Origin of the sequence: Microbispora hainanensis (genome assembly GCF_036186745.1) — a bacterium.
Taxonomy (GTDB): Bacteria; Actinomycetota; Actinomycetes; order Streptosporangiales; family Streptosporangiaceae; genus Microbispora.
In genome coordinates, this window is the sequence record NZ_CP108086.1 from 122,859 (window position 1) to 134,785 (window position 11,927).

Annotated in this window: 13 protein-coding genes and 1 tRNA gene; 4 read left to right on the forward strand and 10 right to left on the reverse strand. The window is 67.6% G+C overall.

From position 1 onward, the window contains the following. Window positions 1-20: 20 nt before the first annotated feature. From OHB01_RS00560 to OHB01_RS39795, 3 genes are all read left to right on the forward strand, one after another. Window positions 21-94: transfer RNA gene (locus OHB01_RS00560), tRNA-Arg, on the forward strand. A 174-nt stretch (window positions 95-268) separates the two neighbouring features. Next, entirely contained in the window at window positions 269-982 is a 714-nt protein-coding gene (locus OHB01_RS00565) for a hypothetical protein (protein WP_328854779.1), read from the forward strand. Window positions 983-1,404: 422 nt separating this feature from the next. Next, a complete protein-coding gene (locus OHB01_RS39795) occupies window positions 1,405-1,791 on the forward strand; it encodes a CPCC family cysteine-rich protein (protein ID WP_419197581.1) in 387 nt (128 codons plus the stop codon). Here the strand turns inward: OHB01_RS39795 and OHB01_RS00570 are convergent. The 10 genes from OHB01_RS00570 to OHB01_RS00615 all read right to left on the reverse strand — a co-directional run bounded on the left by OHB01_RS00570 (window position 1,763) and on the right by OHB01_RS00615 (window position 10,648). Then, window positions 1,763-2,188, reverse strand: coding sequence for a type II toxin-antitoxin system VapC family toxin (locus OHB01_RS00570; protein WP_142652756.1), 426 nt, complete (start codon window positions 2,186-2,188; stop codon window positions 1,763-1,765). The genes OHB01_RS39795 and OHB01_RS00570 overlap by 29 nt on opposite strands. Beyond that, complete coding sequence (locus OHB01_RS00575; protein WP_142652755.1) at window positions 2,185-2,430, reverse strand: hypothetical protein; 246 nt, start codon at window positions 2,428-2,430, stop codon at window positions 2,185-2,187. Before OHB01_RS00575 ends, OHB01_RS00570 begins: the two co-directional genes overlap by 4 nt. A gap of 331 nt (window positions 2,431-2,761) precedes the next feature. After that, window positions 2,762-3,373 (reverse strand): helix-turn-helix domain-containing protein, encoded by a 612-nt coding sequence (locus OHB01_RS00580; protein WP_187280808.1) that lies wholly within the window; start codon window positions 3,371-3,373, stop codon window positions 2,762-2,764. Window positions 3,374-3,784: 411 nt separating this feature from the next. Continuing rightward, on the reverse strand, window positions 3,785-4,702 hold the full coding sequence (locus OHB01_RS00585) for an ABC transporter substrate-binding protein (protein ID WP_328854780.1): 918 nt from the start codon (window positions 4,700-4,702) through the stop codon (window positions 3,785-3,787). Further along, window positions 4,702-5,880: an LLM class flavin-dependent oxidoreductase gene (locus OHB01_RS00590; RefSeq protein ID WP_142648702.1), complete on the reverse strand. Its 1,179-nt coding sequence runs from the start codon at window positions 5,878-5,880 to the stop codon at window positions 4,702-4,704. The genes OHB01_RS00585 and OHB01_RS00590 overlap by 1 nt, the downstream gene beginning before the upstream one ends. Beyond that, window positions 5,870-6,931 (reverse strand): LLM class flavin-dependent oxidoreductase, encoded by a 1,062-nt coding sequence (locus OHB01_RS00595; protein ID WP_328854781.1) that lies wholly within the window; start codon window positions 6,929-6,931, stop codon window positions 5,870-5,872. Before OHB01_RS00595 ends, OHB01_RS00590 begins: the two co-directional genes overlap by 11 nt. Then, window positions 6,928-7,998 (reverse strand): ABC transporter substrate-binding protein, encoded by a 1,071-nt coding sequence (locus tag OHB01_RS00600; protein WP_142648700.1) that lies wholly within the window; start codon window positions 7,996-7,998, stop codon window positions 6,928-6,930. The genes OHB01_RS00595 and OHB01_RS00600 overlap by 4 nt, the downstream gene beginning before the upstream one ends. 72 nt (window positions 7,999-8,070) lie before the next feature. Further along, window positions 8,071-8,811: an ABC transporter ATP-binding protein gene (locus tag OHB01_RS00605; RefSeq protein WP_142648699.1), complete on the reverse strand. Its 741-nt coding sequence runs from the start codon at window positions 8,809-8,811 to the stop codon at window positions 8,071-8,073. A 19-nt stretch (window positions 8,812-8,830) separates the two neighbouring features. Then, window positions 8,831-9,715, reverse strand: a complete 885-nt coding sequence (locus tag OHB01_RS00610; protein ID WP_147945112.1) for an ABC transporter permease — start codon at window positions 9,713-9,715, stop codon at window positions 8,831-8,833. A gap of 6 nt (window positions 9,716-9,721) precedes the next feature. Further along, window positions 9,722-10,648, reverse strand: coding sequence for an ABC transporter substrate-binding protein (locus OHB01_RS00615; protein WP_260617329.1), 927 nt, complete (start codon window positions 10,646-10,648; stop codon window positions 9,722-9,724). A 514-nt stretch (window positions 10,649-11,162) separates the two neighbouring features. Between OHB01_RS00615 and OHB01_RS00620 the strand changes: the two genes are divergently transcribed. Further along, window positions 11,163-11,918, forward strand: a complete 756-nt coding sequence (locus OHB01_RS00620; RefSeq protein ID WP_328854782.1) for an RDD family protein — start codon at window positions 11,163-11,165, stop codon at window positions 11,916-11,918. Window positions 11,919-11,927: the final 9 nt, after the last annotated feature.

The window sequence follows — 11,927 nt, forward strand, 5'->3', positions numbered from 1 at the left end:
TCATGCAGAATTAGGCACGAGCGCCCTTAGCTCAGCTGGATAGAGCATCGGACTTCTAATCCGACGGTCGGGGGTTCGAATCCCTCAGGGCGCGCTCCTCTCCTCAGCCTCTTTGGCCCCTGACCTGGGCTTCTACTTGATCGTGCCGTGATCGCGCGTGCAGCCGTACGCCACCGAGAGCCGCCGCTTGTCGCCAGTCACGGGATATACGCGGGATGATGTTGGAAAGCGGACGGTCGGGCCGTCGTGATCGTGGATCATCGGTGACATGAACGGGAACGACGGAGAATCGGGCGTCGACCTTCTCCGTTTGGCGATCGCCCCCTCGTCCTGCAGGCCAGGCAGCGAAGCATTCCAGCTGCAGGTCTACGTCAACGGAGCGGAGATGACCTCCGCCGGGGCGGGGCTGGGGATGGATCCGTACAACGTCCTGCTCCCAGCTAATCGACTGCTGGCCGATTCCCAGCCGCGCACTGTCGCGATCGCTCGTTGCGGCGCACGCGGCGTCTACGACTGCGGGGGCACGGACGTCATCATCACCCGTGATGGGGACCTAGTGCGCTGGGAATGGTCGAGAGAGGTGCCCATGGACCGCAGCGCCTGCTTCGCGGCCACTCAGTACGAGCTGGAGGTCTCGCGGGTCGCCGCGGATCATTCGTGGGAGACCCCGATGCGCACCGCGGGGCGGCTGGTCCTGACGAGCATCGACCATGCCCGACTGCTGACTTACGGCCTCAGCGCCAAGAGAGCCGTCCCCGAGATCCTGATCTGTTCGAGGTCTGGCTTGGGGGTCGAGGATGGCTACCAGGTCTTCGTCGCCGCTCCCTGGCAGGGCCGCAGCCCGGCCGAACTGGCGCGCGAGGTCTGCGAGATCCTGGCGCGTCCTCCTCGGGAGTGGCCAGCCACTTGGCATTCCGTCAAGGGCTGGGTGACTACGCCGCCGAGCATTGCGGGGCCGTCCTGGGAACGCGAGCGGCTCTGACGTCGCAGCGGCTACCAACCCCGGAAGGATTCGTCCCATCTAGAAACCCAGCTACGAGCCGGAGGTGATCAGGACGGAAAGGTATGCGCATCGCGCTAGAAACCCCAGGTCGCCGGCTGATTCCGTACAACTGGACAGGGTGACGAGAGGGCAATCACGGTGACTCACGACCGGCCGGCCGGCAAGCTCAGGGCCATGGGCTATGTGCAGCCGGACGCCCCAGATGCAGCCCCAGGCGGCCACTCCCGGAAAATATCCGGAACAATCTTGACCACGTGGCCTCCCATCCAGGGTTGCAGCTCGCATCAGAATCTCAGGAGGCGCCATCTCCGCTCGTGGACAACGTGAACCGACGCCCGAAGAAGTCCAGCGGGGGGATCGAGGTGTTCAAGGAGTACGTCGAAATCACCACCAACCGCTCGATGCACGCTCCGGAAGGAAGCGGCCCTCACGCCTGTCCCTGCTGCGGATATCTGACTCTCGACTCGCGCGGCTGGTACCAGATCTGCCCCGTCTGCTTCTGGGAGGACGACGGGCAGGACGACCACGATGCCGACGACATCCGGCGCGGCAGCCCCAACTATGGACTCAGCCTCACCCAGGCCCGCCTCAACTTCCGGCAGTTCCGTGCCTACATGGAGCGATACGTCCACAAAGTACGCCCTCCAAGACGCGAGGAGTTCCCCACCGACACAGGGCCAGGGCCGCCTATCCGCGACCCGCGCAGGTCGGACACGCGATCGTCTTGCGCAGGTCCAACTCCCGTCGCCCCTCCGGAATCTAAGCGAGCACCTCCGGCAGCAGCTTGAACGCCGCCACATGCTGCGGCCGGATCAGACCGAAGTCGCGCCGGTCGATCGTCGCGATCTGGGTGATCCCCAGACGCTCGGCGATCGCCACCACGGACACATCCGCAGGGTCGAGACGAGCGTCTCTGTAAAGCCGGACAAGTTCGGCCATACGCCGTACGTCAGCGGCGAGCAGTTCGACCAGCTCGAACTCCTCCGTGACGAGATCAAGGAACTTCGCATGTACGGCCGATCCCATATGCCTGTTGATCGTCCAACCAGCCTCGATCAGGATGGTCGAAGGAAGGAGCAACGGCCCTTCCAACTGCTCAAGGAGACGCACGCACGAGGCATGGTGCATGTCATCGCGATCGACAACGGCGATCAGCGGACCTGTGTCCAGGAGCGTAGCGGTCACACCGACCGATTGAATCGCTCTGCCAGCAAATCTTCGACCCGTTCTGACAGATCGCCCTCTCCGGATGCGCCGATCCCCGCGATCGACAGGCGGCGACGCCGTACCGGTTCCGATGGACCTTCGCTCGCGGCCTCAGCGAGTTCCGGGTCCGTCTTGACCAGCCGCAGCAGCCGACCCGCCTGGTCTGGCGACAGCCGGTCAACCAGGTGATGAAGCTCCTCATGCGCATGCCCGGCGCTCATGCTCTGAGTCTACGCTGGCGATCTCACCAGCGGCAGGCACACGCTGGCGTGCCCGATGTGTGCCCGTTCGGTTGGCACGCAGCGGGGAGCCGCGGGGACTCATGGTGACCCCACCGCGGTCGATGAGGGTTTGTAAGCCGGTGATCGTGGTGGGCTGATCGGGCTGGGCGCGCAGCCATTTTTTCATGGTCTGCTGGAAGCGTTCGACTTTTCCGCAGGTGGTGGGGTGGTTGGGGGTGGAGTTCTTCTGGGTGACGTGCAGGCGGCGTAGTTCGCTTTCGAAGGCGTTGCGGCCGCCGGCCGGACGAGGCGAGCACCGGAAGGGCACCACCTACTTTGAATGTCGGTCAGGGTGGAGGCGGGCACGCCGTGAGCGGCACAGGCAAGGCGGAAGGTGTCGCGCACGATCGGGCCGGTGACGCGAGGGTGGGCGGTCACCGACAGGGCGTAGGGAGTGGTCGTCCAGCCAGGTGAGAATCTCGGCGTCGGTGCCGTCGGCGAGGCGGTAGTGGGTGAAGTCGGCCTGCCAGGTCTCGTTCGGCTGCTCGGCTTGGAAACGGATGTAGGAGAATCGTGGTCGTTTGCCCGGCTCGGGGGTGACCAGCCCGGCGCGGTTCAGATAGCGGCTGATCGTGGCCCGGGACACGATGACCTGGTGATGCTGCTGCAGGTGCCAGGCGATGGTGTCCGGCCCGGCGTCCAGGCCCTGGCCGGACAGCTGTTTACGCAGGCGGATGATGAGATCGACGATCTCGGCGTCGATCGCGGTCGGTGAGGTCGTGGGTCGTCGGGATCGGGGCTCGAACGCCGTCTCGCCCTGCTCCCGGTAGCGGGCGACCAGCTTGGACACCCAGCCTTTGGAGACGCCGTAGGAGCGGGCGACGTCCGCCTGTGAGCGGCCCTCGACGACGACCGCCGTGATGATGAGTCTGGCCTTCGACACGGGCTGACTCTCGACCGCCCGCAGGCTCTAACCGCCTGTGTTTCCTATCTCCGGAGACATGCGCCTACCGGGTTTCCTATGTCTTGAGACACCCGTTTCTTATGTCCTGAACCACAACACCTCAGGGCGCGCTCTCCCATCCAGCCCAGATGCCTTCTGTTCTGGGCTTGATCGTGCCATGCTGGCGCGCGCAGCCGAACGCCGCCGAGAGCCGCCGCTTGTCGCCAGTCACGGGAGGTACGCGGTTGCGAAGGTCATGCTGCGGTGCCGGCGCCGATGCATGACGTGGAAGATCACCGTCTGGCAGCCGCGCGTGATCAGCCCCGAGGGTCCCCTGGTGATCGTCATTGATCACACGGCACAGGGCCGAACCCGGAGGCCGGGTCCGGCCCTGCGGCACTTCTGGTCTCGTTACCGGGCCTGGGAGGCCTCCACGAGCCGTGCGATATCGGGCAGTACGGCCTCCGCCACAGTGATCTTCCGATCGATCAGGCCGCTGGCGTGGAAGAGGTCCGCCGCGCGCTGCTGTTCCGCGACGAAGTCGTCGGTGACGGGCTGCAGCCCGAACGGGCGGGTGCGCAGGGCGTGCTCCCAGGCGTCGACGCTCCCACGGTCGTCGGCGGCGAACAGTTCGGCCGCGGCACGATAGTTCTGCTGGATCCACGCGTCGGACTCCTGAAGCGCGCCGACGATGGCGGCGAGCTCCTCGCGGTGCCCTTCGGCGAAGTCGCGCCGGGTGAACCAGAGCGATCGGTGGCTGAACAATCCGTCGGTAGCGACGAGTTCTCGGATGGCGGCCTCCTGCTCGACGCGGGTGAGGGCAGGGTACGAGCCGACCCACGCGTCCACCTCACGGTCCAGGAACAGCTGGGCGGCGTCGGTGTAGGCGTCGACCGGCTCGATGTCCTTCCACGTCAGCCCGGCCCGGTCGAGTGCGAACAGCAGAAGTGTGGTCTGCCACGAGCCGTGGCCGAGCGCGACCCGCTTGCCCTTCAGGTCCTCCAGGGATTTGATCGGCGAATCCTCGTGCACGACCAGCCGGCCGTTCTCGTGACGGGGCCCGGAGATCGCCACGTACACGATGTCGTGTCCCTTGCCCTGCGCGGTGACCGGCGGCGTGGAACCGGTGCCGATGAAGTCGTACCCACCGTCGAAGAGGTGGTCGCCGTGCACAGTGGGGAGTGCCTTGGTGGCATCGGGGCGCTCGCCCTGCGGGAGGCTGCGCAAATCCACCCATTCGACATCAGGCAGGGAGCGCTCCAGGATGCCCTGGTGGCGCAGTACCCACAGTGAGTTGTTGTTGGGGAAGTAGCCGACACGGACGCTCATCAGATGGTTCCTTTCGCGATAGACAGGGTGTGCGGGTGCAGCGGGGAGGTCTGGCGGATGTCGTGGCCACGCAGCAGAGGAAGTACTTCCTCGCCGACGCGGTAGGCCTCCTCCAGGTGGGGGACGCCGGCGAGGATGAAGGCGTCGACGCCGATTCCGATCAGCTCGTCGAGCCGTTCGGCGACCTGTTCATAGCTCCCCACGAGCCCGAAGGCGGGACCGCCGCGGAGCAGGTGGAAGCCGCCCCAGACGTTCGGCGACACCTCCAGCTCCCGGTAATCGCGAACCGGCCAGGAGATGAACGACTGGCTGCGCAGCCAGCCGACGGAGTCACCGTCCGCGCTGCGTAGCGCCGCCGGGTCGACATGCGCCCAGCCGCGCCTGATCTCGTCCCATGCCGCCTCCTCTGTCTCACGGGCGAGCACGTCGATGCGGACGGCGAACTTGGGAGCCCGTCCGAGCGCGGCGCTGTGCTCGCGGACCTGGGCGAACTTGGCCGCCAACTCGGGGAAGGGTTCCAGCCACGACAGGTAGTAGTCGGCGTGGCGGCCCGCCGCCTCGATGGCGGCCTTGGACGAGCCGGAGAAGTAGATCTCCGGGAAGGGTTGCCGAGCGAGCGGCTCGGGCAGCCCCGCCCCCTCGACCCGGTAGAACCGGCCCTCGTAGTCGAACGGACCACCGTTCCACACGCCCTTGAGCACATCGAGGAACTCCGACGTCCGGGCATACCGATCGTCGTGGTCGACCCGGTCCCCCCACCAGAGCTGGGCAGGGCCGCCACCACCAGAGATGATGTTGTAGACGACTCGTCCGCCGGTCGCCCGCTGCAGGCTCGCCGACATCCGGGCCGCCTGCACCGGGTGGAGGAAACCCGGCTGATAGGCGATCATGAAACGGTACGTCGTGGTCTCGCGGGCCAGTGCCGCGGCCGTGGCCCACGGGTCGTCAGTAAACGGGAACGACGGCAACAGGCCGCCGACGAACCCAGAGCTCTCCGAGGCTCTGGCGACGTCGGCCATGTGATCGACGTACGAGTAACCGTCGCGGCGGCCGTCCCGGATCCCTGGGGTCAGGCTGCCGGGTACCACCGGCGCCCACTCCCCCCGGCTGGACACCCGGCGCCGCAGCGACGGCTGATCACCGTGAGTCCCGATCCGCCAGTAGATGTCAATGGGCATGCTCGATCTCCTTAGCGAACAGCGGCAGCAACCGCTCGCCCAGCCGGTAGGTCTCCTCGATGTGGGGCCGTGCCTCCAGGACGAACGTGGTCACCCTCTGGTCGAGGTAGCCGCGGATGCCGGCTGCGACGGTCTCGTATGACCCGACCAGGCCGGGCGTGGCGGAATCGGCGATGCGGGCGAATCCATGCCACAGACCGGTCCGCGGGTCGGGATCCGGTAGGCCGTCCTCTGCGCCGCCGATGATGTTCCACAGCCGCCGTGCCTCGTCCCACGCCTCATCGTCGTCGTCTCGTGCCAGGACGGGGAGCCGCAGACCGTACTCGAGCTTGCGGCCTGCCTCCGCCGACCGCGCACCCAGCTCGGCGATGCCTGCCGCCACGTCCTGATCTCCGGTGAACAGGTGCACGTCGGCATGCCGCGCCGAGACTGCGAGCGCGTCTGATGAGGTGCCGGTCAGGTATACGCGGGGGAACGGCAGGCCCGAGTTGGGCGGCTGGAATCCGCCTGCGAGCACCTGGTAGAAACGGCCTTCGTAGGTGTAGCCCTCCCCGTTCCACACGCCTCTGGCCACGGTGAGAAACTCCTCTGCCCGGGCGTACCGGTCCGCCCCCTGCAGGAAGTCCCCCTGCGACCGGGCGACGGCCGGGTCGAGATCGATGTCGATCTGCCAGCCGAGCCGGTTGTCGGTGAACCGCTGGAGGGACGCTGAGACCTTGGCCGCGTAGACGGGCGTGGCGATCCCTGGATGAAAACCGGCCACGACCCGAAGGTGCCGGCTCTGTCTCAGCAGGCCGGCGGCCACGACCAGGGACTCCTCGCCGGCGGGGTCGAAGGGCACGAGTGCCCCGCCGAGGCCGGCTATCTCCGCTGCCCTGCCAATCTGAGCGAGGTGTTCGAACGGCCCGAAGGCGCCCGGCCGTAGATCGGTGACGAACGCGGGCAGCGGGCGCCGCGCGGCGGGTTGCCAGTCCCCCCGGTCCCGTCGCAGCGGGTCACGCCCGTCTCCCCGGGTCGGCACTGTGATCAGGAAGTCCGGACTGTCCGTCATCGCGCCACCACCTCGGCGGTCTGCGTCACGCCCGGCAGGCCGTTCCGCCCGGCCTGCGCGTCGAGCCGCTTGCGGGCGAGTTCGAGCGGCTCAGTTGCCGCCCACGCGTCGATGTCCACGTCGGCGTCGAGGAATCCGTGGATCAGCAGGAAGTCCTTCTGAATCCGCAGGAGTTCCAACCGCTCGGGCGAGAGGTCCGGGTGGAGCGAGTGGTGGAAGTCGCCTCGGTAGGCGGTGGTCACGGCATCCGCTCCAGACCGCGTCTCGCCCGCCAGGATCTCGCGCACCCGGCTCAGATTGCCCGGCGCCCAGTCGGCGGCGCGCAGCGTCTGGGCGAGGAATCCGACGACCAGATCGGGATGCTCGTCCAGGAGCCGCTCGTGCACCGTGATCGGCCTCGGGGTGCCGTTGTTGACCCTGGTACGGCGGTCGGGATGCGCGTCGAGGTCGACGGCGACCACGGCACCGATCTCCTTGGCCTGCTCGGCGGCCCGCGCCCCCTTGGCGTACACCGCGTCCACCTCGCCTCGCGCCAACTCGGCGATACCCGGCCAGGAGAACGCCCGGTCACCGGCGTCCCGACCGACCGACGGGCTGGACTGGGCGGCCACCTCGACGAAGATGACGTCGTCGAGGGTCAGTCCGCCCTGGGACAACGCGCCCTTGATTCCATGCAGAGCCATGGCCCGGGGGAAGCTCTTCGCCCGGGTCTCAGCCCATGCGGGCAGGGCGACCCGGGCACCGGCCAGGTCCGCGGCGCCGGTGATGCCCGAGTCGGCCCTGACGAGGATGGACTGCCACTCCTCGATCCAGGTCAGGCCGATCAGCCGGGTCGGGGCACCCGCCGAGCGGGCGGCCAGCGCGGGGACGTTGCCGCCCTCCCTGAACAGCCCGAGAAGCTGATGATCGAAATGATGCTTGGCCAGTTCAGGCCCCGCATCCTGAAGGATGCCGATGTCCAGGCCCGCCACCTGGAACTCCTCTTTCAACCAGCCCTGGTTGTGGGCGAGGCCGCTGGCGGTGGGAACGGGGCACCGGGTGTACCAGATCTTGTCAAGGGAAGACATGTGACTCCTACGTGTGTCTGCGTCCGCCTCGTATTGGGGCCGACGCACCCAGACGGGTGGTGGGCGGGTGAGCTAATGCGAGGCCGGAACCACACCCAGGTGGCTCAGGAAGAGCCGTCGGTAGTCGGCGAACGGGGCGCTGTTGCGGTCCCGGGGATGGGGCAGGTCGATCCTCTGGTCGACGGCCAGCGTCCCTTCTCGCAGCACCACGACCCGGTCCGCCAGCCGTACGGCCTCGTCCACGTCGTGCGTGACGAGGACGACCGCCGGACGGTGCCGCGCGCAGAGCTCCGCGACCAGTTCCTGCATCTGGAGGCGGGTCAGCGCGTCCAGCGCGGCGAACGGCTCATCGAGCAGCAACACCTCGGGATCGCGCACGAGGGCCCTGGCGAGGGCCACCCGCTGCGCCTCTCCTCCGGAGAGGGTCGCGGGCCACGCCCGCCCGTATCCCTCCAGCCCGACCTCGGCCAATGCTCGGCGCCCCGCCTCCCGCGCGGCGGCCGGGAGACCGAGGATGACGTTGGCCAGCACCCGCCTGGCCGGGATCAGCCGCGGCTCCTGATAGACGGTCGTACGGCGGCGCGCCGCCAGCACGGTACCGGCGTCGGGGAGCTCCAGGCCCGCCAGGATGCGCAGCAGGGTGGTCTTCCCGGTACCGCTCGGGCCGAGGAGGGCGAAGAACTCACCCCTGCGAATCTCCAGATCGATTCCGGACAGTACGGTTTTGGCTCCGAATGCCTTGCGTAGCCCGCTGATCCGTACGGCCAGGCCGTCGGTGGCGGCGTCTTCTTCGCCGATCGTCGTCTCGGTCATCGAGTCCTCCCGCGTGCGCTCATCGGGCGACCAGGTGCCGGCGCCAGGGCATGGCCAGGCGCTCGAGCAACCGGATCACGCCGTCGAAGACCAGTCCGAGGACGGCGTAAATGAGGATGCAGAGCACCATGTAGTCGGGACGGAAGTACTGCTGGGCGAGAGTGACCAGATAACCGATGCCCTCGATGGCACCAATCTGTTCGGCGGCGATCAGGCCGGTGAGCGAGACCGACAGGCAGATGCGCAGCGCCATCAGGATGTTGGGCAGCGCGCTCGGGATGATGACTTCGATGGCCAGCCTGTGACCGCCCAGGCCGAAACCGCGCGCCGCCTCGACCACCTTGCGGTCGACGTTCCTGACCCCGAGGTAGGTGTAGGCGTACATAGGGACCGCCGCCGACACCGCAATCAGCACGATCTTGAACGTCTCGCCGACACCGAACCACGAGATGAACAGCGGGACCAGTGCGAGGAAAGGCACCGCCCGCATCATCTGCATGGTCGGGTCGACCAGCTCCTCACCCAGTGCCGAGATGCCGGCGGCGACTCCGAGCACCAGCCCGATCCCGCCGCCGACGAGCACGCCGAGCCCTGCCCTCTGCGCCGAGGCGAGCAGATAGTCGACGAGTTGGCCGGTCGCGATCAGCTCGCGTAGGGCGTCGAAGACGGAAGACGGCGCGGCCAGCACGTCCGGCGGGATGCGTCCGCTGCTCGACCCGTACCACCAGCAGACGAGCAGCAGCAGCGGTACGCCGATCCGCAGGCCGCCCGACAACGCCGGTGGGCGACGTCTGACACCGAGATACTGCGGAGCCTCCAGATCGGAGACCTCGGCGGCAGGCAGGACGCCGGGGCCCGACCGCACGCCCACGTCACTTGATGTGTGCACTCTCTCCACGGTCATGGCAGGTCACCCGGCCGAGGCGGGCGACGAAGCTCCGGTTGCCGCCTTCAGATCGAAGAGCACGTTCGCCGGATCGACAGGCCCGGGCACCACTCCGTACTTCCGGAACAGATCGGCCACCTGCTGGATGTTGGCGCCGTCGTCCTGGGTGACGTAGCGAGGGATGTTGGCGTGCTTGGCCGTTTCGATGTCCAGCGCCAGCCGCGCGCCGCTCACAGCCGTCGGGCCCTGCGTGAGAAACACGTTCTCGAACTTCTCCGGTGTCTTCTTGGCCTCCTCTGTCAGCTCCTGCACCACCTCGAGATAGACGCGGACCGCCTCGGGATGCTGTTCGAGCAGTTCGTTGCGCGCGGCGAGGATGGTCAGGTCCTTGTCATCGAGCTCCCGGCCATGCACGATCACCCGGGCGCCCTTGTTCACCGCCTCCGGGTAGGCCTTGACGATCGCCCACCAGGCGTCCACCTTGCCGGTCGCGAAGGCCGCGGCGCCCTGGTCGGGGTTGAGGTATACGCGCTTGACCTGGTCGACCGGGACTCCGGCCTTCTCCAGGGCGAGCAGGAGCAGGTACTCCCCCTTGCCGCCCTTGTTCACCGCCACCTGCTTGCCGACCAGGTCCTTGACCGACTTGATCGGGCTGTCGGGCCGTACGACCAGCCCGTCGGTGTCCGGCGCGGCCGGGTCAGTGACCGGGTCGGTAACGGAGAAGATCTTGATGTCGGGACTGTTCGCGAGATAGCCGACCGCGGGCGAGATGGCACCCTGGATAACGTTCACCGATCCCGAATGCACCGCATCGATGGTCGCGGTGAAGGAGGCGTAGGAACCGCCCCACTCCACCGAGGCGCCGACGGCCTTGAGCCGCTTTTCCAGGATGCCCTCGCGTTTGGCGTAGGCGAGCGGGCCGGCGTTGCCGGGGTCCTGCAGCTTGAGCACCGCACCGGTCCCGCCCGAGGACGGGGATCCGCCGGCGGTCGAGGATGACGAACCGCAGGCGGCGGTGAGGACCGCGAGCGACACAACCGCAGCGAGGACCGCGACGTGCGCGCTCCGCCGAGATCGCCGATCGGACCGGTGCAATCGAGATTTCCACATGGCGATGACAAGCCCCTAACAGTGGGAGAAAAGCGACTAGACGAGGCCGACCACATGCGGCCACCGGGACGGGACAGAGAACCCCTTGATCAAGGGCGAAGGATCGGAGAACGCCTCCGGCGCAACCGCCCGCGAGGCGGTCCGCGTTCACCTACAGAGGCTGGCGTCCACGTACATGAAGTCGATCGCGCGCCGGGACGTTAGGGCAACACTGGACATATTACCCTTTATTTCAGGTAGGGAATAAATAGGTCAAAGGCATCTCATGATGCGAGATGCACGAGTAGTCCGTCGACACGGGCGCTGGAGTTTCGTCAGGCCGCGCACACGCAGGCCCTGGGCGGCGGCGCGGGACATGCTCGACCACGTGGACGACGGCGTCGTCGCGCAGGTGCAGGCCGAGTCGGCGAAGCAGGAGTCCGTGGGGCAGGCGCGGCAGCTCGCCTTCCACAAGGGCATCAAATCCGGCATTCCTCACAACCGGACCGCGGGGGCCACACTTGCGGGCATGACAACCACCCCCCAGGCGGCGACATGGACCACCGCCGCACGGCGCCACCGTTTCGCCGCTTTCCTGGTCGACAACCTGATCCTTCTCGTGGCCAACGCTCTGATCGGGCTGATGCTGAAGCCGCCCGCCCAGCCCCGGACCGACGAGCCGGGTTATCTCACGACGCTGCTCAACCCGTACGCGGACACCGACTGGCCGCTGCAGGTCGCGATAACCGTCGTGGGCGCCGCCTACTTCTGGGTGCAACACGCACTGTGGGGCCAGACGCTCGGTAAGCGGCTGTATCGCCTGAAGGTGGTGTCAGCCGCGACGGGAGCGATGCCCGCCCGCCGCCAGATCGGGATCCGGACGCTGGTCCACCCTCTCCTCGGCTCGGCGGTTCCATATCTCGGATCGGTTCTCTACCTCGTCGACGCCCTGTGGATCTTCGGTGATCCCCGGCGGCGCTGCCTGCACGACATCGTCGCCGGGACCGTCGTCGTGGACGTGTCCGCCCCCGGCACGAAGGCATCGGGGGCGTCCGGGTTCCTGACCGGGCTCGTGGTCGTCCTCGCCGCGTCCGCCGCGTTCGCACTGATCACCACGCTGCTGGCGGCGTAGGACTCACCG